This is a genomic window from Celeribacter halophilus (assembly GCF_900114135.1).
GTDB lineage: Bacteria > Pseudomonadota > Alphaproteobacteria > Rhodobacterales > Rhodobacteraceae > Celeribacter > Celeribacter halophilus.
In genome coordinates, this window is the sequence record NZ_FORY01000003.1 from 169,807 (window position 1) to 195,218 (window position 25,412).

The 25,412-nt window shown below is 62.3% G+C and carries 25 protein-coding genes; 19 read left to right on the forward strand and 6 right to left on the reverse strand.

Translation table 11 applies throughout. From position 1 onward, the window contains the following. The first annotated feature begins 8 nt into the window (after positions 1 to 8). The 5 genes from cobN to cobJ are packed head-to-tail and all read left to right on the forward strand — an operon-like array spanning position 9 to position 6,647. Positions 9 to 3,371 (forward strand): cobaltochelatase subunit CobN, encoded by a 3,363-nt coding sequence (gene cobN / locus BM152_RS04005; protein ID WP_066607757.1) that lies wholly within the window; start codon positions 9 to 11, stop codon positions 3,369 to 3,371. Then, complete coding sequence (locus BM152_RS04010) at positions 3,368 to 4,522, forward strand: cobalamin biosynthesis protein CobG (RefSeq protein ID WP_074913961.1); 1,155 nt, start codon at positions 3,368 to 3,370, stop codon at positions 4,520 to 4,522. The genes cobN and BM152_RS04010 overlap by 4 nt, the downstream gene beginning before the upstream one ends. Next, complete coding sequence (locus tag BM152_RS04015) at positions 4,506 to 5,135, forward strand: precorrin-8X methylmutase (RefSeq protein WP_066607762.1); 630 nt, start codon at positions 4,506 to 4,508, stop codon at positions 5,133 to 5,135. Before BM152_RS04010 ends, BM152_RS04015 begins: the two co-directional genes overlap by 17 nt. A 7-nt stretch (positions 5,136 to 5,142) precedes the next feature. Further along, positions 5,143 to 5,871, forward strand: coding sequence for a precorrin-2 C(20)-methyltransferase (locus BM152_RS04020; protein WP_066607764.1), 729 nt, complete (start codon positions 5,143 to 5,145; stop codon positions 5,869 to 5,871). Next, the gene (cobJ, locus tag BM152_RS04025; protein ID WP_066607767.1) at positions 5,868 to 6,647 is read left to right on the forward strand and encodes a precorrin-3B C(17)-methyltransferase; all 780 of its coding nucleotides are present in this window, start codon (positions 5,868 to 5,870) and stop codon (positions 6,645 to 6,647) included. Before BM152_RS04020 ends, cobJ begins: the two co-directional genes overlap by 4 nt. Here the strand turns inward: cobJ and BM152_RS04030 are convergent. Then, positions 6,620 to 7,366 (reverse strand): cobalt-precorrin-6A reductase, encoded by a 747-nt coding sequence (locus tag BM152_RS04030; protein WP_197418803.1) that lies wholly within the window; start codon positions 7,364 to 7,366, stop codon positions 6,620 to 6,622. The genes cobJ and BM152_RS04030 overlap by 28 nt on opposite strands. Before the next feature lie 4 nt (positions 7,367 to 7,370). Between BM152_RS04030 and BM152_RS04035 the strand changes: the two genes are divergently transcribed. From BM152_RS04035 to BM152_RS04100, 14 genes are all read left to right on the forward strand, one after another. Then, positions 7,371 to 8,576 (forward strand): bifunctional cobalt-precorrin-7 (C(5))-methyltransferase/cobalt-precorrin-6B (C(15))-methyltransferase, encoded by a 1,206-nt coding sequence (locus BM152_RS04035; RefSeq protein WP_066607773.1) that lies wholly within the window; start codon positions 7,371 to 7,373, stop codon positions 8,574 to 8,576. Further along, on the forward strand, positions 8,573 to 9,082 hold the full coding sequence (locus BM152_RS04040) for a cobalamin biosynthesis protein (RefSeq protein WP_074913964.1): 510 nt from the start codon (positions 8,573 to 8,575) through the stop codon (positions 9,080 to 9,082). The genes BM152_RS04035 and BM152_RS04040 overlap by 4 nt, the downstream gene beginning before the upstream one ends. Then, the gene (cobM, locus tag BM152_RS04045) at positions 9,079 to 9,873 is read left to right on the forward strand and encodes a precorrin-4 C(11)-methyltransferase (RefSeq protein ID WP_066607776.1); all 795 of its coding nucleotides are present in this window, start codon (positions 9,079 to 9,081) and stop codon (positions 9,871 to 9,873) included. Before BM152_RS04040 ends, cobM begins: the two co-directional genes overlap by 4 nt. Before the next feature lie 2 nt (positions 9,874 to 9,875). After that, positions 9,876 to 11,189, forward strand: coding sequence for a cobyrinic acid a,c-diamide synthase CobB (locus BM152_RS04050; RefSeq protein WP_111481327.1), 1,314 nt, complete (start codon positions 9,876 to 9,878; stop codon positions 11,187 to 11,189). Continuing rightward, entirely contained in the window at positions 11,186 to 11,920 is a 735-nt protein-coding gene (gene cobF, locus BM152_RS04055) for a precorrin-6A synthase (deacetylating) (RefSeq protein ID WP_066607783.1), read from the forward strand. Before BM152_RS04050 ends, cobF begins: the two co-directional genes overlap by 4 nt. A gap of 207 nt (positions 11,921 to 12,127) precedes the next feature. Further along, positions 12,128 to 13,003 (forward strand): fumarylacetoacetate hydrolase family protein, encoded by an 876-nt coding sequence (locus tag BM152_RS04060; protein ID WP_066607785.1) that lies wholly within the window; start codon positions 12,128 to 12,130, stop codon positions 13,001 to 13,003. A 164-nt stretch (positions 13,004 to 13,167) separates the two neighbouring features. Further along, a complete protein-coding gene (dctP, locus tag BM152_RS04065; RefSeq protein WP_066607791.1) occupies positions 13,168 to 14,208 on the forward strand; it encodes a TRAP transporter substrate-binding protein DctP in 1,041 nt (346 codons plus the stop codon). A gap of 66 nt (positions 14,209 to 14,274) precedes the next feature. Continuing rightward, positions 14,275 to 14,880 carry a TRAP transporter small permease subunit gene (locus tag BM152_RS04070; protein ID WP_066607794.1) on the forward strand — a complete coding sequence of 202 codons (606 nt, stop codon included), beginning with the start codon at positions 14,275 to 14,277 and terminating at the stop codon, positions 14,878 to 14,880. Between the two features lies 1 nt (position 14,881). After that, positions 14,882 to 16,210, forward strand: coding sequence for a TRAP transporter large permease (locus tag BM152_RS04075; RefSeq protein WP_066607797.1), 1,329 nt, complete (start codon positions 14,882 to 14,884; stop codon positions 16,208 to 16,210). A 17-nt stretch (positions 16,211 to 16,227) separates the two neighbouring features. Further along, entirely contained in the window at positions 16,228 to 16,713 is a 486-nt protein-coding gene (locus BM152_RS04080; protein WP_066607799.1) for a GlcG/HbpS family heme-binding protein, read from the forward strand. 228 nt (positions 16,714 to 16,941) lie between these two features. Beyond that, the gene (locus tag BM152_RS04085; RefSeq protein WP_066607801.1) at positions 16,942 to 17,868 is read left to right on the forward strand and encodes a TAXI family TRAP transporter solute-binding subunit; all 927 of its coding nucleotides are present in this window, start codon (positions 16,942 to 16,944) and stop codon (positions 17,866 to 17,868) included. Between the two features lie 92 nt (positions 17,869 to 17,960). After that, positions 17,961 to 19,841, forward strand: a complete 1,881-nt coding sequence (locus tag BM152_RS04090) for a TRAP transporter permease (protein ID WP_066607803.1) — start codon at positions 17,961 to 17,963, stop codon at positions 19,839 to 19,841. A 16-nt stretch (positions 19,842 to 19,857) separates the two neighbouring features. After that, complete coding sequence (locus BM152_RS04095; RefSeq protein WP_066607806.1) at positions 19,858 to 20,442, forward strand: cupin domain-containing protein; 585 nt, start codon at positions 19,858 to 19,860, stop codon at positions 20,440 to 20,442. Between the two features lie 85 nt (positions 20,443 to 20,527). Then, a complete protein-coding gene (locus BM152_RS04100) occupies positions 20,528 to 21,211 on the forward strand; it encodes a GntR family transcriptional regulator (protein WP_066607809.1) in 684 nt (227 codons plus the stop codon). Between the two features lie 99 nt (positions 21,212 to 21,310). Here BM152_RS04100 and BM152_RS04105 read toward each other — a convergent pair whose 3' ends face one another. From BM152_RS04105 to BM152_RS04125, 5 genes are read right to left on the reverse strand one after another with little or no spacing between them, the layout of a single operon-like run. Beyond that, positions 21,311 to 21,628: a hypothetical protein gene (locus tag BM152_RS04105; protein ID WP_066607812.1), complete on the reverse strand. Its 318-nt coding sequence runs from the start codon at positions 21,626 to 21,628 to the stop codon at positions 21,311 to 21,313. Between the two features lie 16 nt (positions 21,629 to 21,644). Beyond that, a complete protein-coding gene (locus BM152_RS04110) occupies positions 21,645 to 22,355 on the reverse strand; it encodes an orotate phosphoribosyltransferase (RefSeq protein WP_211435250.1) in 711 nt (236 codons plus the stop codon). Continuing rightward, the gene (locus BM152_RS04115; RefSeq protein WP_066607821.1) at positions 22,352 to 23,617 is read right to left on the reverse strand and encodes a Zn-dependent hydrolase; all 1,266 of its coding nucleotides are present in this window, start codon (positions 23,615 to 23,617) and stop codon (positions 22,352 to 22,354) included. The genes BM152_RS04110 and BM152_RS04115 overlap by 4 nt, the downstream gene beginning before the upstream one ends. Further along, positions 23,614 to 24,561, reverse strand: coding sequence for a dihydroorotate dehydrogenase (locus BM152_RS04120; RefSeq protein ID WP_066607823.1), 948 nt, complete (start codon positions 24,559 to 24,561; stop codon positions 23,614 to 23,616). Before BM152_RS04120 ends, BM152_RS04115 begins: the two co-directional genes overlap by 4 nt. Beyond that, positions 24,561 to 25,406, reverse strand: a complete 846-nt coding sequence (locus BM152_RS04125; RefSeq protein WP_066607825.1) for a dihydroorotate dehydrogenase electron transfer subunit — start codon at positions 25,404 to 25,406, stop codon at positions 24,561 to 24,563. Before BM152_RS04125 ends, BM152_RS04120 begins: the two co-directional genes overlap by 1 nt. Between the last annotated feature and the right edge of the window lie 6 nt (positions 25,407 to 25,412).

A 25,412-nucleotide genomic window follows, 5' to 3' on the forward strand; every position in this document is an offset into this window, starting at 1 on the left:
GCCGCGCCATGCATGTCATCTTTCGTGAAAGTCACGGGTTGGAGGAAAGCGACACGCCGATGGATCTGGGGCAGACGCCCGCAGATCTCGTGGTGCTGTCTTTTTCCGACAGCGACCTCGGGGCTTTCGCGCAGGCATGGCGGCAAGGGGGCGCGGACGGACAGTTGCCTTCGTTGCGGCTGGCCAATCTGGTGGCGCTGCGCCATCCCTTGTCGGTGGACACCTATGTGGAGCAAACCCTGACGGGGGCCAAGGCCATCCTCGTGCGCCTGATCGGTGGTGTGTCCTACTGGTCCTACGGGGTGCAGCATCTGCGTGCGCTGGCGCAGGAGAGGGGCATAGCTCTGGCGATCCTGCCCGCAGACGGGCGCGTTGATCCGCAACTGGACGCGGCCTCGACCCTGCCGCTGCCGGTGCTGCGGCGGCTGGCGCATCTGTGCGATACGGGCGGCGCGGTGGCGGCACGGGCGGCTTTGGAGGAACTGGCCCGTGCGTCGGGGCTATTTTTTGGTCCGGAGACGGTCACGGGACTTGTTACGGGGGCAGAGACCTTGCCCGCCACAGGCGCATGGTCGCCAGAGCGCGGGGTGTATGATCCGCTGGATTTGCCACCCGCGTCCGGTCCGCGGATCGTGCTGAGCTTTTACCGCTCCTACCTTGTGGCCGCAGACACGGCCCCGATCGAGGCTTTGTTGTGTGAGTTTTCGGCGCGGGGCTATGAGGCCATCGCGCTTTTTGCGCCTTCGCTTAAAGCCGCAGGGGCCGCAGACTGGCTGCGGGCGCGTATCCGCCATCTGGCCCCTGATGCGATCGTGAACGCCACCGCTTTTTCGGGGCGCGGGGTAAGTGGTTCTGACGGGGAGGAAAGCGCCTCTCCGCTGGACGTGGGCGAGGTGCCTGTGTTTCAGGTCGCGCTCTCTACCGCGCGGCGCAAGGCATGGGCAGACTCCGAGCGCGGCCTGTCTGCGGGTGATCTGGCGATGCATGTGGTGCTGCCGGAGGTGGACGGGCGGCTCATGGGAGGCGTGATCTCGTTCAAAGAGCCGGAACGGCGTGATCTGGAGCTGCAATATGCCCGTTTTGCCCATAAGCCGGAGTCGGAGCGCATCGCGGCGGTGGTGGCCCGTGTCGATGGCTGGCTCAAGCTGGCGCGTTGTGCGGTCAATGAGCGCCGCGTTGCGCTGATCCTGTCAACCTATCCGGGTAAGGACTGGAACATGGGTCATGCGGTGGGGATGGATGCACCGGCCTCGGCCCTTGCCATGCTCGAAGACCTGAAAGACGCAGGCTATGACGTGAGCCAAGCGCCGGAAGACCTGACACGGGCGCTGGGCGCACGGTCTGTGTCTTTCGCCTTGAAGGACTACCGTGCGGCATTGGCGCGTTTGCCGGAGAGGCTGCAAGAGGCGCTGGAGGCAACGTGGGGCGCGCCGGAGACGGATGCCGCGTGTCGCGACGGGGCCTTTCATTTCGCCGCCATCTGTCTCGGCAAACAGTGGATTGCCCTACAGCCGGAACGGGGAAGCGCAGAACAGGCCCGCGCGGAGGAGTATCACGATCTCTCGCGCACCCCGCGCCATGCCTATGTTGCCATTTACCTGTGGCTGCAAAGCCGGTGCGATGCGCTGGTCCATATCGGTGCCCACGGTACGCTGGAATGGCTGCCGGGGAAATCTGTGGCGCTGTCCAAAGACTGCTGGCCGGAGGCGCTGACGGGGGCCTTGCCGGTGATCTATCCGTTTATTGTAAATGATCCGGGAGAGGCGGCACAGGCCAAACGCCGGATCGGGGCGCTTACTCTGGGACATATCCCGCCACCTCTGAAACAGAGCGGCACGCCGGAGCGCCTGTCGTATCTTGAGGCCTTGCTGGACGAGTTTTCCAATGCCGACGGGCTGGACCCGCGCCGCCGTGACCGGTTGCAGGGTGATATTCTGGGAGAGGCACAAGCGCTGGGCCTTGACGGCGATCTGGGTCTGTCCGGTGCGCAGTCCTCGGCAGAGGCGATCACGCGGATTGACAGGTTTGTCTGTGACATCAAGGACAGCCAGTTCGGCGCTGGGCTGCATGTCTGGGGACGTATGACGCAGGCAGAGGAAGCCGAGGCAACGGCAACAGAGGCGGCGTTCGACATTGCGGCCTCTGTGGCGGCGGAGCGGGCCGCGCTACTGGGCGCACTCGACGGGCGCAGGATTGCGGCGGGGCCGTCCGGCTCTCCCTATCGGGGACGTGTGGATGTGCTGCCCACAGGGCGCAATATGTTCACCACCGACCCGCGTGCCGTGCCGACGCGCTCTGCCTTTGCTCAAGGGGAGCGGTTGGCGGATGAGATGATCCGGCGGCATTTGCAGGACGAGGGCGACTGGCCGCGCGGGGTGATCGTCGATCTCTGGGGCTCGGCCACCATGCGCACCGCAGGCGAGGAGTTTGCCATGGCGTTGGCGCTCTTGGGGGTGAAGCCGGTTTGGGACAAGGGCTCCGAACGGGTCTGTGGCATCGAGGTTGTGCCGCTTGCCGAAATGGACCGCCCGCGTATTGATGTCACTCTTCGGGTCTCCGGCCTGTTCCGTGATGTCTTTCCCACGCTTACAGCGCTCTATGCGCAGGCGGTGCGTGTGCTGTCCGAACGTGACGAGGCCCCCGACATGAATCCGTTTGTGCAAGACAGGGAGATGGCACGGGTCTACGGGCCTGCTCCGGGGGAGTATGGTCTGGGCATGTCCGCCATGCTGGATGACTATAGCGAGGAGAGCCGCACCGCCGCAGGGCAGGCCTGGATCAAAGCGTCCTCTTGGGCTTTGGATGGTGAAGGGGCCATATGCGACGAGGACGGGCTACGTGCGCGTCTGGAGGGGGCGGATACATTCGTGCATCTTCAGGACCTGCCGGAAACCGATCTGTTGCTGGCCTCGGACTATGCGGCCCATGAGGCGGGGTTTGCTGCGGCCAAGGCACAGGTCGGCGGGGCAGGTGACGGCAAGGCGGCGCTCTGGCATCTCGACAACACCGATCCCGAGAGACCGCGCACACGCAGCCTGAGAGAAGAGATCGCACGGGTGGTTCAGGCTCGTGCCGCCAATCCCGACTGGATCGCAGGGATGCGCGCCCACGGGTTTCGTGGCGCAGCAGAGATTGCGGCGACCTTGGAGCATATGGCCGCCTTCGCCCATCTGTCCGGAACTGTCGGGCCGCATCTCTTTGATCTCTACTATGAGGCCACCCTGAATGATGCGGCGACGCGAGATTTTCTGAAAGAGGCGAATCCGGAGGCTTATGCGGCCATGCGCACACGGTTTCAGGCGCTTATGGACGCGGGGCTCTGGCAGACCCGGCGCAACTCTGTGCGTGCAGGACTGGAGGCGGAAGAATGACAACACCAGAGGTCAAAGGATGGTGCCCCGGTGCTCACAGGCCGATGATGTCGGGCGACGGGCTTGTGGTGCGTATCCGTCCGCGCTTTGCCCGTCTGTCGCGTGAACAGGTGCTGGGGCTGTGTGATCTGGCGATGCGCTTTGGGACGGGGTTTCTTGATCTGACCAATCGCGCCAACCTGCAACTGCGCGGCCTCAAGCCGGAGGATCACGAGGCGGTGTTGCACAGCCTCGGGACGCTTGATCTGCTGGATGCCGACCCGAGGCTGGAGAGCCGCCGCAATATCCTTGTGTCGCCGTTCTGGGAGAGCGGCGACGACACATATCGTCTGACGCAGGCGCTTTTGGCCGCGCTGGGCGAGATGCCGGAGATGCCCGCCAAGGTGGGTTTTGCGGTGGATACGGGGGCGGCACCGGTGTTAACGGCGGCCCCTGCGGATTTCCGTTTCGAACGCTCGGAACAGGGCCTGATCCTGCGCGCGGACGGGGCAGAAAAGGGCCGCGAGGTGCGCCAAGAGGACGCTATACCTGCGCTTTTCGAGGTGATCGACTGGTTCAACGCCCGACGCGGGCCGGAACGGCGGCGGATGGCCGCTGTGGTGGCGCAGGAGGCGCTGCCCTCCGCGTGGCAGGCGGTGCCGCCGCGCGCTTCAGCACCTGTGCCTGCCTTGGGGGCGCATCCCCTCGGGGCGCTCTTTGGGGCAGGCTTCGGCCAGATCAATGCAGCGGCGCTCAAAGACAGCCTGCTTGCCAGCGGCGCGGTAGCGCTGCGGGTGACGCCGTGGCGGGAGTTCCTTTTGGAGGGGGCTAAAGCCGGTTTTCAGGCCCCGTTCATCACCACGCAGGATGATCCGCTGCTCAGGGCACATGCCTGTGCCGGTGCGCCGTCCTGTCCGCAGGCCACGGTCGAGACCCGCGCACTGGCGGCTCAACTGGCGCAAACCCTTTGCGGCGATCCCGCAGGCGGGGTGCATGTGTCGGGATGCGCCAAGGGCTGTGCCCTGCCGCGTGCGGCGGCGGTGACCTTGGTGGGGCGTGACGGCGCATTCGATCTTGTTCTCAACGGTGCCCCTTGGGACACTCCGGTGCAACGCGGGTTGACCCCCGCCCAATGTAGAGATGTGAAGAGGCCAGATGCCCTACAGCTATGAAAAAGACGGCGCGGCGATTTACCGCCAGAGCTTTGCCACCATCCGGTCCGAGGCGGATCTGGCAGGGTTCACGCCGGAGGAAGAACAGATCGCGGTGCGGATGATCCACGCCTCCGGCATGGTGGGGCTGGAGAAACACATCCGGTTTTCTTCCGGTTTCGCTCAGGCCGCCCGCAGCGCGCTTGAGGCCGGTGCGCCGGTGTTGTGCGATGCGCGGATGGTGTCCGAAGGGGTCACACGCGCCCGCCTTCCGGCGCAAAACGAGGTGATCTGCACCCTGCAAGACCCGCGTGTGCCGGAGATGGCCCGCGAGATGGGCAACACCCGCTCGGCGGCGGCGCTGGAATTGTGGCGGCCCCGTCTGGCGGGCGCTCTGGTGGCCATCGGCAATGCGCCCACGGCCTTGTTTCATCTGCTCAACATGCTCGAAGACCCCGACTGCCCGCGCCCTGCGGCGATCATCGGCTGTCCGGTGGGCTTCGTTGGCGCGATGGAGAGCAAGGCGGCGCTTTGGGCGGACCAGCCGGTGCCCTGCGCGATTGTCGAGGGCCGACTGGGCGGCAGCGCGATCACCGTGGCCGCCATCAACGCAATTGCAAGCCGTAAGGAATGAACAGGCAATGACGACGGGAACGATCTACGGCTTGGGGCTTGGCCCCGGTGATCCGGATTTGATGACGGTGCGCGCCGACCGTCTGTTGCGCAAGGCCCGCCACGTGGCCTTTTTCCGCAAGGCCGGACGCAAGGGACAAGCGCGCCAATGTGTCGAGGGGCTTATCCCCGAAGATGCGGTGGAGTATCCGATGGAATATCCGGTGACCACGGAAATTCCCTTTACCGATCCCGAATACAACCGCCTTCTGGCGCAATTCTACGAGACCTGCACCGCGCGGCTGGTGGAGCTTGCGCGTGCGGGCGAGGATGTTGTGGTGTTGTGCGAGGGTGATCCGTTCTTCTACGGCTCTTTCATGCATCTCTACATGCGGCTGCTCGATCAGGTGCCGGTGGAGGTCGTTCCCGCGATCACCGGCATGTCAGCGGCATGGACCGCGACAGGGGCACCGATCACTTGGGGCGATGATGTGCTGGGCGTATTGATGGGCACGCTGCCGGAAGAGGCGCTGGTCGACGGGATCAGCCGCTCTGACGCGGTGGTGATCATGAAGATCGGTCGACATATCGACAAGGTGCGGGCCGCATTGCGCGCCGCCGGTAAATACGAGCAGGCGTGGCTGGTGGAATATGCCTCCATGCCGCAGCAGACCGTGCAGCGTCTGGCCGAGGTGGAGGGCAAGGTCACGCCCTATTTCTCGATCATCATTGTGCATGGCAAAGGACGGCGGCCATGAGCGGGGTGGCACAGGGCGGCTGGCTCGTCATTGCGGGGCTGGGGCCGGGAGACTGGCAGCTGGTGACGCCGGAAGTGGAGGAGGCTCTGGCCGAAGCCACGGATATTATCGGCTATATCCCCTATGTGGCGCGGGTGCCGGACCGTGCGGGGCTTGTCAAACATGCGTCTGACAACCGAGTGGAAATCGACCGTGCGCGCCATGCGCTTGAACTGGCGACAAGGGGGCGGCGCGTGGTTGTGGTCTCTTCCGGCGATCCCGGTGTCTTCGCAATGGCCTCGGCGGTGTTCGAGGCGTTGGAAGCGGGGCCGGAGGCATGGCGGGCGCTCGATCTGCGCGTCCTGCCGGGGATCACCGCGATGCTGGCCGCAAGCGCACGCGCCGGTGCGCCCTTGGGGCATGATTTCTGCGCGATCAACCTGAGTGACAATCTCAAACCTTGGGTCCTGATCGAAAAGCGCCTGCGCCTTGCGGTGGAGGGGGATTTTGCGATGGCCTTTTACAACCCGCGTTCGAAATCCCGTCCCGAGGGCTTTGCGCGGACGCTTGATCTGCTTAATGAGACCTGCGGTGACCGGCGGCCTGTGATCTTTGCCCGTGCCGTGTCCACACCTGACGAAGAGTTGCGCGTGGTGCCCTTGCCGGAGTGCACCCCCGAAATGGCCGACATGCGCACGGTGGTGATTGTAGGCTCCTCGCGCACCCGCATCATCGCACGGGACAAGGCGGGTGAACGCAGCCCGATTGTCTACACGCCAAGATCGGTGCCGGTATGAAGCCAGTCCAGAGCCGCCTCCACCTCATAGACCTCGCGCCGCTGCGGCAGGGCGGGACGGTCGATCATCACCACAGGCAGGCCAAGGTGACGGGCGGCGGTGATCTTGGCCACAGCGCCCGTGCCGCCCGCATTCTTGGAGACGACCATCTGGATGCCGTGTTCCTGCATCAACCGCGTGTCGGCCTCCACGTCAAAGGGGCCGCGATCGACGATGACGTCTGCATGGGGCAGGGGCAAGGGCCTGTCGGGCGGATCGACGAGGCGCAACAGGTAGTGATGCTGCGGCTGGCGGGCAAATTCCGCCAGATGTATCCGCCCCACCGCCAGCATGACCCGCAGGGGCGGGCGGTCCAGTGCGGCCACAGCGCCCTCCATGTCGGGCACATGCTCCCAGAGATCGCCGGACCCCGCCTGCCACGGGGCGCGGGTCAGGGCGAGCAGCGGCACGCCGGTCTCTGCGCAGGCGGTGATGGCATGGCGGCTCATCTGCGCCGCAAAAGGATGCGTGGCATCAATCACATGGCTGATCTTTTCGGCCAAAAGATAGCTGCGCAGCCCCGCCACCCCGCCAAACCCGCCGCTGCGAAGGGGCAGGGCGCTGGCCTTCGGACGTGCGACACGGCCAGCAAGCGACAGGGTGGCGGTCAGCCCAAGCTCGGCCACGCGGGCGCACAGGGCTCTGGCTTCCAGCGTGCCGCCCAATATCAGGAGGTTCATGGTCATGTCTGAGCACCCTTGGCTGACGATCATCGGTCTGGGCGAAGATGGACCGGATGGGCTCTCGCCTGCAAGTCTTGCCGCGCTGGAGGCGGCGGAAATTGTCATGGGGCCGCCGCGCCACCTGTCGCTTCTGCCCGATCTCCACGGCGAGACGCGGGTCTGGCCCGTGCCCTTTGCCGACGGGGTGGCGCAGTTGATGGCCCTGCGCGGGCGGCGTGTTGCGGTGCTGGCCTCCGGTGATCCGTTCTGGTTCGGCGCAGGCCGCGTTCTGGCGCGGGTGCTTGCGCCGGAGGAGTGGCGGGCCTTTCCGGGCTTGTCCTGTTTCGCGCTGGCGGCCAACCGGCTCGGCTGGGCGCTGGAGACCACCACCTGCCTCGGATGCCATGCCGCACCGCTGTCCCGCCTGCGTCCGCATCTCCATGACGGTGCGCGGCTGATCGTGACCCTGCGTGACGCAACGGGGCCGGAGGCGCTTGCTGCCTATCTGGACGCACAGGGCTTTGCCGAAAGCCGCCTGCATGTGATGGAGGCTCTGGGCGGTCCGCGCGAGCGTGTCACCTCATGGACGGCTGCGGAATTGGAAGAGCACGCGGAGGCTGAATTCGCCGCGCCGCTCTGTGTGGCCGTTGCGGTGGCTGGAGCGGGCAGGGCGATGCCCAAAGCTGGCGGTCTGTCGGATGACTGGTTCGATCATGACGGCCAGATCACCAAACGTCCTGTGCGGGCTCTGACGCTTTCCACCCTTGCGCCGCGTCCAATGGAGCACCTGTGGGACATTGGCGGCGGCTCCGGCTCTATCGCGATCGAATGGCTCCTGACCCATCCTATGACCGAGGCCACAACAGTGGAGATCGACCCCGCACGCGCCGCACGGATCACCCAGAACGCCGCGCGTCTTGGTGTGGATCGTCTGCGGGTGGAACAGGGCGATGCTTTGGAGGTGATCGACCGCCTCGCCCCGCCGGATGCGGTGTTTGTGGGTGGCGGTCTGTCCGAGGCCTTGTTGCAGCGCCTGAGCGAACGGGCCAAAGGGGCGCGTTTGGTGGCCAATGCGGTGACGCTGGAAAGCGAGATGCTGCTCACCCAATGGCAGGCGCGTCTGGGTGGAGACCTGCTCCGGCTGGCCCTGTCCGAGGTCACGCCTTTGGGCCGCAAACGCGGGTGGCGTTCGTCCTATCCCATCGTGCAATGGAGCGTGACGCTATGAGGGGCACAGGACGGAGTGCCGCAGAGCGTCCGGCGGGCGTCATCGCAGGGTTCGGGTTTCGCACCGGTGCATCTGTGCAGAGCTTCGAGGATGCTTTGGCGCAGGCCGCACAGGGGCGCGAGGTCACTGCCATCGCTACGCTGTCGGACAAGGCCGCGACGCCCGCGTTTGCGGCCTTTCTCCGCGCCACGGGCCTGCCGCTTTATTGCGTCTCGCAGGCAGAGGCGCGGCGAATGGATACCGTCACACATAGCCCCGGCTCACAGGCCGCGCGCCAGACCGGTAGCGTGGCCGAGGCCGTGGCCCTTGCCGCCGCAGGGCGCGGGGCGCGGCTTTTGGGCGCGCGTGTGATTTCGCAGGACCGAAGCGCGACCTGTGCGCTGGCTGTGTCCGAAACGTCTGAGGCCCGTGCGTCCGAGACCTGTGCTCCCGACAAGACAACTCCTGACACAACAATCCCTGACAAGAAAACCTCCAACGCGTTCAATCAAGGAGAGATATCATGACCGTTCATTTCATCGGGGCCGGCCCCGGAGCGCCCGATCTTCTGACCCTGCGCGGGCGCGACCTTATCCATGCCTGCCCCGTCTGTCTCTACGCCGGATCACTGGTGCCGGAGGCGGTTCTGGCCCATTGTCCCGAAGGCGCGAAAATCGTGAACACGGCACCGATGGACCTCGACCAGATCATCGCGGAAATCCGCGCCGCCCATGCGCAGGGGTTGGACGTGGCGCGGCTGCATTCCGGCGATCTTTCGGTCTGGTCGGCCATGGGCGAGCAAATGCGGCGGCTCAAGGCGCTTGGCATTCCCGTCTCCGTCACCCCCGGTGTGCCGTCCTTTGCAGCGGCGGCGGCGGCTCTGGGCACCGAATTGACCCTGCCCGGTGTGGCGCAATCTGTGGTGCTGACGCGGACCTCGGGGCGGGCCTCATCAATGCCGAAGGGCGAGACACTTGCGAACTTTGCCGCCACGGGGGCGACACTGGCCATCCACCTGTCGGTGCAGAGCCTCGCGCGTGTGGTCGAGGAACTGAGCCCCGCTTATGGGGCGGAGTGTCCGGTGGCTGTGGTCTATCGGGCAAGCTGGCCCGACGAACAGATTATTCGCGGCACGCTGTCGGATATTGAATCCCGTCTGGGTGCGGAGATCCGGCGCACGGCCCTGATCCTTGTCGGACCGGCGCTGGCGGGCGAAGGCTTTGATGAGAGCTGTCTCTATGCGGTGGATTACGACCGCCGCTACCGTCCGCAAAGCGCCGACAGCCCGTGGTCGGGCTGGACGCCGGAAAAGGCATGACGATGCGCGGGCTTCTGATCTCCGCCCCATCGTCGGGCACAGGCAAGACCACGGTGATGCTGGGGCTGCTGCGTGCTTTGGCCGAGGACGGGCTCAAGGTGCAGCCGTTCAAATCCGGCCCCGATTATATCGATCCGGCGTTTCATCGTGCCGCTTCCGGACGGGCGTCCTTCAATCTCGACACATGGGCGATGGATGAGAAGCTGTTGTCCGCGATTTCTGCCGAGGCGGATGGTGCGGATATTTGCGTCGCTGAAGGCTCTATGGGCCTGTTTGACGGGGTTGCCACGCGGGGGCGGACAGGGTTCGGCTCCAGCGCGGAGACAGCGCGGCGTTTTGGCTGGCCTGTGGTGCTTGTGCTCGATGTGGGCGGGCAGGCGCAAAGTGCGGCGGCCACGGCCTTGGGCTTTCGCAGCTATATGCCGGACCTGCCCTTTGCGGGGGTGATCCTCAACCGCGTGGCCTCTGCGCGGCATGAACGGCTGACGCGGCTGGGCATGGACCGTGCGGGCCTGCCGGTTCTGGGCGTTTTGCCACGGCGCGGGGATCTGACCCTGCCGGAGCGGCATCTGGGACTTATTCAGGCGGTGGAGCATCCTGATCTGGAGGCGGCGATTGCGGGCTATGCGGAGTTCTTGCGCGATCATGTCGATCTGGAGGCGCTGAAAGCGGCAGCGCGAGGGGGGGAGCCGATAGGTGCGCGTCCACCGTTGCCGCGTCCGCCCGCCCAGAGGATCGCACTGGCGCAGGATGCGGCGTTTTCTTTTACCTATCCCCACCTGATCGAAGGCTGGCGGCGGGCAGGGGCGGAGATCATGCCGTTTTCCCCCTTGGCCGACGAGCCGCCGGATACGCAGGCCGATCTTGTCTGGCTACCCGGCGGGTATCCGGAGTTGCATGCCGGACGGCTGGCGGCGGCGGAGCGTTTCAAGGCGGGGCTGCGCCAACATGCCGAGCGCGGGCCGGTGCATGGGGAATGCGGCGGCTACATGGCGCTGGGGGAGGCGCTGATCGACAAGAGCGGCGTGCGGCACCAGATGGTGGGGCTGTTGGGCTTGGTCACAAGCTACGAGAAACGCAAATTCCATTTGGGCTACCGGCGGGCGGTGCTGAGTGCCTCGATGCCGGGACAGGCGGCGGGACAGGCTCTGCGCGGTCATGAGTTCCACTATTCGACCATCCTGAGCCAGCCCGACGCCCCTCTGGCCGAGGTGTTTGATGCGGATGGCGCTCCCGTGCCGGAGACCGGATCGAAACGCGGTGCGGTCACGGGCACGTTCTTTCACCTGATCGCAGCGGAGGAGGACAGCGCATGACCGAGCTTTGGTTGATCGGTATCGGGACGGGCAATCCCGACCATGTGACCCTTGAGGGACAAAAGGCACTTCGGGATGCGGCCACGGTGCTGATCCCTCGCAAGGGGGCGGGCAAGGAAGATCTGGCCCATCTGCGCCTTGATATTCTCGCGGCCTCAAAGACGCAGGCGCGGGTGGTCTATGTCGATATGCCCGAACGGGATGACAGCCTGCCGTATCAGACCCGCGTGGCGCTTTGGCACGACGAGATCGCCCGACGCTGGCAGGTGGCGCTTGAGACGGTGCCAGAGGGCCCCGTCGCGCTTCTGGTCTGGGGTGATCCGGGCCTCTATGACAGCACCTTGCGGATTGCCGCTCGTCTTGATCCCGCGCCAAAGCTGCGCGTCGTGCCGGGGATCACCGCGCTTCAGGCGCTTACCGCCGCCCATGCGATCCCGTTCAACACGGTGAACGGTGCAGTGACGGTGACCACAGGGCGCAGGCTGCGCGATCACGGCTGGCCCGAGGGGGCGGAAACTGTGATCGTGATGCTGGACGGGGCGTGCAGTTTCCAGAGCCTTGATCCGACAGGTTTGCATATCTGGTGGGGGGCTTTTCTGGGCATGGCGGATCAGGCGCTGGACAGTGGCGCTTTGGCCGAGGCCGGACCGCGCATCGTGGAGCGCCGCGCACACGCTCGCGCCCGCCATGGTTGGATCATGGACACCTATTTGCTGCGGCGGGACGCATAGAGTTTTTAAATCCTGTGTCGCAAATATTTGCGGAAGTCATTTTATTTCAATGCGTTGCGTCGCATTCCTCAATTTATTGAGAATGTGAACTATTCGGGCCTCTGTGCCCCGATACGATGTTTTGCACCTCTTTTATAAAATATCGATATTTATTGACAATAATAAAATATATCGCCAAAAGTGGAGAAAATTAAGAGAGGAACACGCATGAAACTTTTGGTTGGGACAGTGAACGGCACAACATCGGTCTATCGCGTGGACGGGGAACAGGCGCTGAACCTGACCGAGGCGCTGGATGGCGTCGGCAGTGATTTGTCGGGTTTGATTGCGAGTGACGCCCTGTGTGACGCAGCGCGAAAATTGCCGGCAGGGGATGCGACGGTTCCTGTGGACGACATTACGCCGGAACTTCCGGTCGAGCGCCCTGACAAGATACTGTGTCTTGGGCTGAACTATATCGAGCACATCAAGGAAGGTGGCTATGACATCCCCGATTATCCGGCGATGTTCATGCGCACGCGCCAGTCTGTCATGGCAGCGGGGGCTCCTTTGGTGCGTCCGGGCTGTTCGGAAACACTGGATTACGAAGCGGAACTGATGATCGTGATCGGCAAGGGCGGGCGACATATCAGCGAAGCCGATGCTCTGGATCACGTCTTTGGCTATACGGTGTTCAATGACGGGTCCGTGCGCGAATACCAGCGCAAGACGCATCAATGGACGCCGGGCAAGAATTTCGACCAGACCGGTGCCATCGGTCCCTATGTGGTCACGCCCGAAGACCTGCCCGAAGGGGCGAAGGGTCTCAAGATCGAGAGCCGTGTCGGAACCGAGATTTTGCAACGGTCCAACACGTCCAACATGATCTGGGGCGTGGCGCAGACCGTGGCCATTATGTCCGAATTTACCACGCTTGAGGCAGGAGACCTGATCGCCTTGGGCACGCCGCCGGGGGTGGGTCATGCGAAGAAACCGGACCCGCGCTGGCTGCGTCCGGGAGAGGTGGTCGAGATCGAGATCGAAAATATCGGCATCTGTGCCAGCCCGATTGTCGATGAGGCGGATTTGCCCGCAGCAGGGTAAGACCTTTCCTCTTTGCGCGATGACAGTTGCGAGGGGGCAAAAACAAAAAGCGTAAGAGGAGACGCTTTGAAAACGCGACCGCATCCGGAGGAGGTTCGGGTGTGGCTCCATGCAAAACGCGCTGTCCCTGACGGTGCGTTCCATGTCTTTCTGGGAGGAAAATCATGACGAAAACATCATCAGCACTCACGGCAGCACTGGCTGCTCTGACCCTTGGCACGACTACGGCACCGGCAATGGCGGCGAATGTGGACGGGCCGTCGGTATTCTGGAAAATCTCGATGTATGGAAATCCCCGCGCCTTGACGTCGGGGATGGAGGCGCTGGCGGAGAAAGTGGCCGAAGAGACGGATGGCAAGTTCCAGATCCGTATTTTCTACGCCGAACAGCTTGGACCTGCGCGGGAAAATCTGGACGGGCTGAAGCTCAATGCCTTTGAGGGCGCAGGGATTTGCAATTTCTACCACCCCGGAAAAAATCCGGCATGGATGGTGTTTTCCCTGCCGTTCCTGCCCGTCGCCAATCCGCAGGCCGACCGCTATATCCGCGAGCGCATGTTCGAGCATCCCGCCATTGTGGCCGACATGGAGAAGTGGAATGCGATCCCCTATGTCTCCGGTCTGTTGCCGCAATTCGAGATGATGGGCAAAGGCGAGCCGCCGCGCAGTCTGGAGGACTGGAAGGGGCTACAGGTCCGTGCGGGCGGTGGTCTGGGCGATGCGATGGAACTTCTGGGCGCGACGAAGCAAACCCTTTCGGCGGGTGAAACCCTCACGGCGTTCCAGAACGGCACGGTTGATGTCGCGGCCTTCCCTTACACCTATGCGCATGTTGCCTTCAAAATCAACGAAGAGGCGGATTGGTATACCTCGAACATGTCACCGGGAAGCGCGGAATGTGGCTGGGTGCTCAACAAGACCGCTTTCGAGGCGCTGCCGGATCAATACAAGGTGCTGATCTGGGACAATCGCTCTCTGGTGCTGGACAAGCAACAGGAAGCCTATGCCGCGCAGGATGAAAAAAACATCGCGATGTTCCAGCAGACCCTGACCGAAGTCCGATATGACGAGGCGGCGCTGGAGGCCTTCCGCGAGATCGCAGGCAAGCCGGTCTGGGACAAATGGGTCGCGGACAATCCCGGGTTTGATGCGCAAGGCGTTCTGGATGCATTCCTCGGCTATGCCGAAGAAGCCACCAACCCGTAATCCGTCCATGCTTTCCGGCAGGCGGCGCTCGCAAGGGTGCCGTCGCCTCCCAAAGGGAATTGAGCCATGACCCAAGATATGCCCGCCCGTGGCATTGTTGCCCGTGCCGACCGGTTGTTGTCCCCGGTCGAGGACGCAACAAACATGATTGCCGCGCTTTTCGTTTTTGCGCTGATGTGTCTCGGCATTGCGCAGATTGTATTGCGCACGATTTTTGACACGCCTTTGACCGGCTATGTGGACCTTGTTGAACTGTCCATGGCGGGGATGGCCTTTCTCGGAGCGGCTTACACCCAGAGGATGGGGGCGCATATCCGGATGGAGCTTTTGTTGGGCACGCTGCGCGGGCGGGCCTTATGGGGCGCCGAGATTATCGGGGCGCTTCTGGGTATGGCCATTATCGCTGTGCTGATCTGGTATAGCGGGGAGCATTTCTGGCGCTCCTATCAGCTTGGCGATACCACGATGGATGCGGAGTTTCCTGTCTGGCCTTCGAAACTTCTGGTGCCCGTGGCCTTTGCTCTCTGGTTTCTGCGGCTTTCCATCCAGTTGGCAGGTTCCATTCGTCTCTTTGTCGATCCGACCCGCGCTCCGGAAGGGGTGTGCGTCATGAAACATGCCGCAGATGTCGCGCGGGAAGAGGCCGTTTTACCCGGCACGGAGGAAACATAGCATGTTGATCGGACTTGGATTTCAACACCCGTTGGCCGTTGGGCTTATCGGTGTCGCCCTGCTGATTTTCCTCGTGGCTCTGGGCGTGCGCGTGGTGTTCGCCGCCGCACTCGTCGGGCTTTTGGGGCTGGTCGAACTGATCGGCTGGGGACCGGCTGCCGGTGTGATCGGGATCGTGCCTCACGCCAAATCGTCTACCTATGCGCTCTCGGTCCTGCCGATGTTTATCTTTATCGGCTTTGTCGCCTTTCACGCAGGCATGACATCGCAACTGTTTTCCGCCGCGCGCAAATGGCTTGGCTGGTTGCCGGGTGGCTTGGCCGTGGCCACCGTTTTCGCCACGGCAGGTTTCGCCGCCGTCTCCGGCGCGTCTACGGCCACATCGGCGGTCTTTGCACGCACGGCCATTCCCGAGATGCTGGAGCATGGCTATAGCAAACGACTGGCAGCGGGCGTGGTTGCGGCTGGGGGCACGTTGGCCACGCTGATCCCGCCGTCGGCCATTCTGGTCATCTATGCGATCATTGTCGAAGAATCCGTCGGGCGACTTTTGCTGGCAGGGTTTCTGCCCGGTCTGGTCTCCGCGCTTGTCTATGCCGGGATCATCATCATCTGGGCCATGCTCAAGCCGGAACAGGCCCCCTCCGTCCCAGTCGAGGAGCGCCCCGGTTGGGGAGAGCGTATCGCAGCACTTCCGCCGCTTTTGCCGATTATGGCCGTGGTCTTCATCATCGTCTCGGCGATCTATCAAGGCTGGGCCACACCGACCGAGGCAGGCTCTCTGGGCGCGGGGATCATCTTTGCCGTGGCTTTGCTGCGCGGGACGGGGATCAAGCCGATTGTGGACAGTCTGATGGAGACGGCCAAGCTCACCGTGATGATCTTTTCGCTGATTTGGGGCGTGACCATCTTTGTGCGGTTTCTGGGCTTTTCCGGCCTTGCGGAAGCCTTCACCCAGCTTGTGGTCTCCATTGATGCGCCGCCTATGGTGATCATTGTCTGCATTCTTCTGGCCTATGCGGTGCTGGGCATGTTCATGGATGCAATCGGGATGCTCCTGCTCACCTTGCCGGTGGTCTATCCGGCGGTGATTGCATTGGGATTTGACTCGATCTGGTTCGGGATCATCGTGGTGAAAATGGCGGAAATCTGCCTTGTGACCCCACCGATCGGATTGAACTGTTTCGTGGTGGCGGCGGTCAGGCCGGATATATCTCTACCGGATGTATTTCGCGGTGTGACATGGTTCTTTGTGGCCGATGTCATCACCATTATCGTGCTGCTGATCTTCCCCGAGATCGTCACATGGCTTCCTGACATGATGAATTAACTGGAAAGGCAATCGCTATGAAACTCGCCTCGTCTTTGACCCTCTCTACGGCTGAAACCATTGTCGATGCAGTGCTCGACATCGGTAGGCGCGAGCAGATGAAGCCTCTGACCGTTGTCGTTCTGGACAGTGGCGGGCGGATGGTTTGTATGAAAATGTCGGATGGCTGCGGTTTGCTGCGGTTCGATATTGCTCTTGGCAAGGCCTATGGCGCGCTTGGTATGGGATTTTCCAGCCGCACGATCCGCGACTACCTGTCGGCGCGTCCGACCTTTCAGACCGCAATTTCGGCGGCCGCAGAAGGTCGGTTTATTCCGGTGCCCGGCGGAGTTCTTATCGAAGATGACGCGGGTATGGTGATCGGAGCCGTAGGGGTGAGCGGTGATGCGTCGGATCGCGATGAATATTGCGCCATCCATGCCATCCGCGCGGCGGGTCTGACATCTGATCCTGCAGAAGAATCGCCCGATTGGCGCGCAGCATCGCTTTCCGACAAGCACTAAGGCACTTTCTGCATACTCTCCGATCAGCAGGTCTTCGGACCCAGTAGGGCATTCGTGAAAATCAAGGCCCGATGCAATGCGCGTCGGGCTTTTGGGGTTGGTAAAATCTGGCCAGACTGACGGCGGTATTAATTCACTTGTTTGTGACGGGGAAAAAGAAATAAAATCGATATTTTTTGTTGTGATAAATAAATGTCGTTGTTAATCTTTTGGTAGGGAGGAACTACAATGCGTAATCTTTTGAAAACTGTTTGCTTGGCAGCGGTGGTCAGCTCGGTGAGTGTCGCGGCCAATGCAGAGGAATACCGGATTGGAACGGCCAGTGTCGGCGGGGCTTTCTTCCCCGTGGGGCAGAGCATTTCCAATCTGGTTAACAAATATGCCGGTGATGATCTGAGCATGGTTCCGATTGTGACACAAGGGTCAGTGCAAAACCCGCGCCTTGTTGCAGCGGGGGAGGTCGAACTCGGGATCACCAGTGCCAATCTCGCCGCTGATGCGGTCAATGGCACGGGGCCATACAAAGACGATCCGATGGAGTTGAAGGCCCTCGGCCCACTGCATCCGAGCGTGTTGCACATGGTGGTGCCCGCAAATTCCGATATCAAGAGCTTTGCAGACCTGCGCGGCAAACGGATCGCGGTTGGTCCGGCCGGTGGCGGCACCTTGGGATTTCTCAACAATATCATGCCGGTCTATGACATGACGCTGGATGATATTACGCCGAGCTTTCTGAGCTATGGCGACGGGTTCAGCCAGCTGTCTGATGGCAATGTGGATGCGGCGCTGGCCCTGTCCGGCTATCCGGCTGCGGCGGTGATGCAGGCCGGTGCCTCGACAGATTTGCGGATGATCACGATGGATCCGGATAAACTGGCAACGATCCTTGAGCAAAATCCGGCCTATAGCACCTTCCAGATCCCTACGGATGTCTATGACATGCCGGAAGAGGCCACGGTGCTGGGTGTGACCAATATGCTGGTGGTGCGCTCTGACATGTCGGCGGATGTGGCCGAACGGATTGCGTCGGCGATCTACGACCATCTGGACGAATTTGCCGCAGAAAACGCCAATGCGGCGCAGATTGATAAGGCGCGGGCCGCAAGCCTCGCCATCGATCTGCACGAGGGTGCTGCGGCGTATTTCGCGCAATAAACCTATGCTCTCCGGCTCCGGTCCTGCGGTTTTCGCAGGGCAGGGGCCGCACAGCGCACAGGTTTCTCTATCCTTTCATCCGGAGACCACTGATGCTCAAGTCGCACCGTCTTTTCCAATCCGAAAAGGTCCTTACCGTCGTCGCATTTCTGTTCGGGGCCTATCATTTGCTTGTGGTGTCGGGGGTGATTTCCGTCTCGACGATGGAAATGCGCCTCACCCATTTGATGCTGGCCTTTGTGCTGGTTTTCGCACGCAAACCGATTACGCCGTCTCTGGCGGCAAACCGGTTCGCGCGGGGGATCGACCTTGTGCTGATTGCAGCCGGAGTTGTGGCCAGTATCTGGCTCCTGTCGCGCTGGAAAGCCATTGCCTTCAGCGGCGGGATGACCAATGACACCGACTATCTGGCGGGTATTGTCATTGTGGCTCTGGTGTTCGAGGCGGCTCGGCGTGGCGTCGGGCTGATCCTTGCGGGGATCACGCTGCTGTTTTTCCTTTATCCTTTTGTCAGCCCCTATCTGCCCGGTATTCTGGAAAGCCGCGGCTACGGGTTTGAGCGGGTTGTGGCCTTTCTCACCACAGATACACAGGGGATTTACGGCATTCCTGTCGGTGTTGCGGCGACCTATATCATCGTGTTCACGATTTTCGGCGCCTTGTTGTCGCGGCTGGGAGCAGGGGAGTTCTTTTTTGAAATTTCCTTTCGCCTGACGCGCGGGATGCGTGCGGCCTCTGCCAAGTCGGCGGTGCTGTTTTCGGCTCTGATCGGTATGGTTTCCGGCTCTGCAGCGGGCAATGTGGCTGTGACCGGCACGTTGACCATTCCGCTGATGAAGCGCGAAGGCTACGCGCCGCATCAGGCCGCTGCGGTCGAAGCTGTGGCCTCCACGGGCGGGCAGATCATGCCGCCGGTGATGGGGGCCGCGGCCTTTATCATGGCGGAGGTTGTGGGGGTCTCCTACACAGAAATCATGGCCACGGGTCTTTTGCCCGCGCTCTTGTTCTTTGCGACGGCTTTCATCGTTGTCCACCTGCGCGCACAGCGCAGCGGGATCGAGCCGCAAACGGAGCCGAGCAGCGATCCGCGCTCGACCGGACGGGTGCTGTTTGACGGGATGCCGTTCATCATCACCTTCGGATTGCTCGTCGGGCTGATGCTAATCGGCTATTCCCCGTTCAAGGCCTCACTCTGGGCGATGGGGGCCATGATTGTCTCTGTGTGTCTGTGGAAACGCAGGATCGAGCGCGATCTGCTCCGCCAGATTTGTGGGTCGATTGTGGACGGGGCCAATGGTGTCGTGACGATTTCCGCCGCCTGTGCCGCCGCTGGGATCATCGCCGGTGTGCTGGGGATGACGGGGCTGGGTTCCAAGATTGCCGTGCTGATCGATATGGGCTCGGGCGGGAGTCTGATGATCGCTCTGGTGCTGACGATGGTGGTGTCCATCATCTTGGGCATGGGCCTGCCGACCACGGCGGCCTATCTGATCCTTGCCACGGTGGTGGCACCGGCCTTGGTGAAAATGGGCGTGCCGGTTCTGACAGCGCATTTCTTTGTCTTCTACTTCGGCTGCATCTCCACCATCACGCCACCTGTGGCCTTGGCGGCCTATGTGGCGGGGGGAATTGCAAAAGCGGATATCAACAAATCCGGCTGGACTGCCGCCGCCTATGCCGCACCGAGTTTCCTGCTGCCCTTTGCCTTCTGCTTCGGGCCGGGCCTGTTGCTTCAGGGCGGCTGGGTGGCCAACATCGCGGCGGTAATCACCGGGTTTCTGGGGGTTGCAGCCATTGCCATCGCGGTGATCGGTGTCCTCCATGACCGGCTGCCTGTGCTGGCGCGGGTGGCGGCAGCGCTCGCGGGCGTGTTGCTCCTGTTTCAGGACATGATCAGTGCCGCAGCGGGGATCGCCGTGATGGCGATGCTGTGGATCTTCTCGCATCTGCGCTTGCGCAAAAACGCTTACTAATCAGAAAGGACATTCCATGAGAGAGTTCCGACGTGTTGTCACCGGACATGACGAAAACGGCAAAGCGGTTATCGAGAGCGACCAGATTGCCGATCAGTTTCTGGAGCGCCCGAACCGGCCCGGCGTGCGGCTGACGAATTTCTGGCTATCTGACGGCACACCTGCCGAATATGACGGGCCAACAGAGACCTGCACAGGTGATTTCATCCTGCATCCGCCTGCCAATGGCAGCGTCTTTCGCTGCGTCGAGTTCCAGCCCGAAGATCCGGAGGTGATCAAGACGTTGGACGGGGCTTCGGCCTTTGCCGAAATGGGCGCGGCGGCTAATATCGTCGAAGGGGCGCGCCATCCCTTTATGCATCGCACCGACAGTGTCGATTATGCGATGGTGATCACCGGAGAAATCTGGATGCTTATGGATGACGAAAAAGACGATGTGCATCTCAAGGCAGGCGATGTCGTCATCCAGCGCGGCACCAACCATGCATGGTCCAATCGCGGCACGGAAACCTGTATCATCATGTTCGTGCTCAACGACGGGGTGACGCGTCGCGATGCGCAGGGGGCCGAACGTGTCGGTATTCCCCGCCGCCCGGAATGACAGGGGTGTGTGATCAAAGGCTGTGGCGGTTTCTCTGCCGCGGCGTTATACCGTTCACCGGTTTATTGGAGAGTTGTTGAGCACTATGAAATCCCTGAATGGTCCTTCTGCGACAGAGAGCAGCCCGACCCCTGTCGCCTCGGCGACCCAGCTCGCCTATGGCGCGATCCGTGACATGATCCTGACCGGAGAGTTGCGGCCGGGTGAAAAGCTGAAAATCGAGAGCCTGAAGGACAAGTTGCAAACCGGTGCCTCACCGATACGCGAGGCGCTCAGCCTGTTGGTGTCCGACCAGTTGGTCGAGCGACTTGACCAGCGCGGCTTTCGGGCCGCCTCAGCCGACCCCAAGGATTTCGAGGAAATTCTCAGGCTGCGATGTGCGCTGGAAGAAATGGCGCTGCGCCAGAGCATCGAGAATGCCGACGCGCAATGGGAGGACAATCTCGTGCTCGCGCATCACCGGATGGTGCGGATCGATCCCAAGGATATTTCGAGCTACGAGGACCAGCACCGCGCCTTTCACTTCGCGCTGTTGGAGAATTGCAATTCCCCGATCCTCTTGCGCTATTGCGCCCAGCTCTATGATCTGAACGTGCGCTATCGCTATCTGGCGGGGCGGTCGCAAAACTATGGCAAACGCGACGTGGCGCGGGAGCATCGGGAGATCATGGAAGCCGCCGTGGACCGCGATGCCGATCTGGCCGTCGAGCGGTTGCTGCACCACTATCAGGTCACGGGGTCATTTCTGGGGCAGGTTGCCCCCGAATAACGTGCCGTCTGGCGGTTGCGGCCTGTGGGTAGGGCGCAAAAGGGTGCGAGCCTGCCGCAATCAACCTGTGAGCCAAGTTGATTGCGAAAGGCGTCCGGCTTATGCGCTGGCGTCGATGCGCGTTTTGACAATGGCGTTGAGCGCGGCGAGGCGGTTTTCGCAACTGTCGGAGGCCACTTTTTCAAGCGCGTTGATGCCGGATTCAAACACTTTGTAATTCTGCTCAAGCTCTTCGCTCGAAAGCGGCTGGCGGTCGTGCAGGTCGACGAAATTCTCCGCGCTGGTGGCGAGGAAATAGAAGGCGGCGGCATGGTCGGGTTCGCTCAGCGCTTTGGCATAGGCGGCTTTTGCGGCGGCGGAATAGGCGTGGATGCCACGGCCTTTTTCGTTAACGAGATCAAGAAGGAAGGTGAACATAACTGTCTCCTTTGAGTTAAAATTCGAGGCTGCGGGCACCACCATGTGCGGCTGACCATGCCAGAGGATCTTGTAGAAACTCCGAGATAATGGCGCGGCCTTCGGCGGTGAAACGGTCGTGGGTGTGGGCGATGTCGAGAATGTCTTTCCATGTCGCCAGCGCATGAAGCCGGATGCCGGAGCGCGTCATGGCGGCGCGGGTTTCGGGGAAGATGTCATATTGGAACAGCATGAACACATCGCTGACCTGTAGTCCTGCGGCTCTCAGGGCTTCGCAAAAGCGGATTTTGGAGGCCCCATCGGTGGTCAGGTCTTCGACCAGTAAAACCCGCTGGCCCTGTTCCCAGACGCCTTCGATATGCGCCTCCGGCCCGAACCCCTGCGCGCGTTTGCGGACATATTGCAGCGGCAGGCCGGTGGTGGCGGCAATCCATGCCGCAAAGGGAATTCCCGCCGTTTCCGCACCGGCAATGGCATCAATCCTGTCGCGGCCGATCTCCGCGTCGATCACCTCCGAGGCAAAGCCCATGAGCTTTTCGCGCACGGCGGGAAAGGAAATAACCTTGCGCACGTTGATATAGACCGGACTTGCCACGCCGGACGACAGGATAAAGGGCCGTTCCTTGGCCACTTCCACCGCGTGAATGTCGAGAAGCGCAAGCGCTGTGCGGCGGGCGAAATCGGCGCGGGTTTCGGGGCTGAGCGGCATCATCAGAGGCTCCTTCATGTGCTGGCCTCCATATAGGTCGAAAGGATGTCGACTCCCACCATGAAATCCGCGATCTCCATAGCTTCGTCCGGATTGTGCGATCCGTTGCGGTTGCGCACGAAAACCATGCCGGAGGGCACGCCGGCCTGCGCGAACACAGCGGCGTCATGACCGCCACCTGAGGCCATTGAGAAGGCCTCGCCCGTGACCTGTGCCATGGCCTCTTCCAGATCTGCGACCAGATCCGGGTCCATGAGGGCAGGGTCCACTGCGCTCTGTGTTCCCAGATCGAAACGCACGCCGCGGGCGCGGGCAATGTCGGCCATTTCCGAGGCCAGATAGTCCCGCATCCGCTCAAGGGTCTCGGCGTCTTGCGAGCGGATGTCGAGGGAAAAGGCGATTTCATCGGGAATGCGCGAGATCGCGTGGCGTGTCGCGTCAGTGGCGACGATACCGGAGGTGAGCACGAGATCCTGTCCCGTGTTCAACAGGTGCTGCCATGTGGTGTCCAGCCGGTGCATCAACTCGGCAAAGGCGAGAACCGGATCATGGCGATAGGCCCGAGGCACGGCGCCCGAGTGCCCCGCCTGACCGATACAGTGAACCTCCCGATAGCGGAAATTGCCGCGAATACCTGTGACCACAGCGGCGGGAATGTTGCGCTCGACCAGAAGCGGACCTTGTTCGATATGCAGTTCGATATAGGCGTCGATCTGGCGCAGGTCACAGATCGGCTGGCGGGCCTTGATCGGGGCGGTGTCGATGTCGAGGGCTTCGAGATGTGCCCAGAGCGGTTTCCCGTCGCCTTTGTGAACAGCGTTGTATTCCGTCTCCGGCAGGCTACCTGTGAGCATCTTGGAGCCGAGGTAGCAGGCCCCGAACCACGCGCTTTCCTCGCCGCGCATGGCCAGAACCTTGACCGCGCGGGGCAGGGCGCGTTGGCCGCGTTTTGCTGCGATGAGGACGATCAAACCGGCAAGCACGCCCGCCAGACCGTCATAATTGCCGCCCATCGGCACGCTGTCCACATGGCTGCCGATCACGGTGAAATGCGGGGCATCTGCGTGTTCGGGCAGGCAAAAGACCAGATTGCGGCCCGCGTCTTCGGTCACACAAAGCCCTTCGGCCTCGGCACGCTTAGATAGATAGGCCAGTGTTTCGCTTTCCTTTTCGGAAAAGGCCGGACGGCTCACCCCCGCGCAGTCGCGGGACAGGGCACGGATGTCGTCGAACATATCTGCGGCCAGTTCGGCCAGAGTGTCGCTGCGATGGTGTTTCATTCGAATACGCCTGCCTCCGGTGCCTGAACCGTGCCGATGATCTCATCAACCGAGCGGATGTTGTTTGTGTCCATCCATGCGCCCAGTTCGCTCACAAGGCGGGCCATCGTGGTCGGGGATTGGAACGTGGCGGTGCCGACCTGGACCGCGCGGGCCCCTGCGATCAGGAATTCGAGCACATCCTCAAGGGTGGAAATGCCGCCGCAGCCGATCACCGGAATGTCGCAGGCCTGTGCGCATTGATAGGTCATCCGCAGGGCGATGGGTTTGATCGCCGGACCGGACATGCCGCCCATCACATTGCCCAGTCGCGGGGTGCGGGTTGTGATGTCGATGGACATGCCCAGCACGGTATTGGCCACGACCAGCGCATCGGCCCCTGCCGCCTGAGCCGCGCGGGCCACATCCACAGGTTCGCCGGTGTTGGGTGTGAGCTTTGCCCAGAGCGGCAGGTCGGTCTCGGCGCGCAGCCGCGTCATCACTTGCTCTGTCGTGTCGGGGCGCATGGCAAAGGCCTTGCCGTCCGCTTCGATATTGGGGCACGAGATATTGGCCTCGATCGCCGCCACGCCGGGTAGGGAGACCTCGGCACAGAGCCGCGCGAAATCGTCAAGGGAATGGGCCGAGATCGAGACGACCAAAGGCGCACGGTAAGCGGACCAATAGGGCAGCATCTCGTCGCGGAAATAGGCAAATCCTTTGGACGGGATGCCGATGGCGTTCAGCATGCCCGATTGCATGTCGCAGACCCGTGGCGTCGGATTGCCGGCGCGGGTGTCGTGCATGATGGTTTTGAGCACATGCGCGCCCAGAACATCGAGATCGAATACATCGCTGAGGTCTTCGGAAAAAGTGCCTGAGGCGGGCATGATCGGGTTCTTGAGGCGCAGGTCGCCCAGAGACACGCTCAAATCCGCTGTGCTGCCGGTTATGAAATCTCGCATCAGACAATCGCCTCCTCAATGGGAAAAACAGGGCCTTCGCGGCAGACGCGGCGCTGGATGAGCCGGTCGCCAACGCGGAACTGGCGCACACAGGCCTGACACATGCCAAGACCGCAGGCCATTTGCTGCTCCATAGCAATCTCGCCGGGAATACCGTGTTTGGCGCCGAGGTCTTGCAAAAGCCGCAACAGCCGCGCGGAGCCGCAGGTGTAGAAGGCATCGACTTGGCCTGCGGCAATGCGGGCCTCGATCAGCGGGCGCAGGGCTTCGGGCGTGGAGCTTGCGTTCTGGTCATGGACCACGATCACCTCCGCGCCGTAGCTTTCGAACAGATCGACGGACATGGCCAGTTCGGGCCGCCGCGCAGAGCAGATTGCGGTGAGCTTGCGCCCTTTCTCTTGCGCCATCCGCGCCAGAGGGGCCAGAGTGGCAAGTCCTACGCCACGGGCCACCAGCATCAGGTGCTGCCAGTCGTCCTGCATGGAAAACCCCTGACCCAAAGGCCCAAGCACATTGAACGCATCGTCAGGGCGCAGCGTGGCCAGCCCCCGTGTTCCGGCGCCTGTGACCTTGTAGAGAAATTCCAACCGGCCCTGTGCCGCATCAAATCCGTAGATGCTCATCGGGCGGCGCAGAAAGGGCGTCTCGCCTTCGGGCTGGGGGCATAAAAGCTGGAAGAACTGGCCCGGCTGGCAGTCAAGCACCTCGGCGGGGGCATCCAGAACCAGCAAACGGTATTCCCCGTTCACTGGCGTGTTGGAGATCACGCGACAACGGGCTTCGAAACAGCGTAGAGACAGCCCCTGCGGCGCAGGGACAGGGAGAACAGTTGGGGTGAAGGTCATGGAACT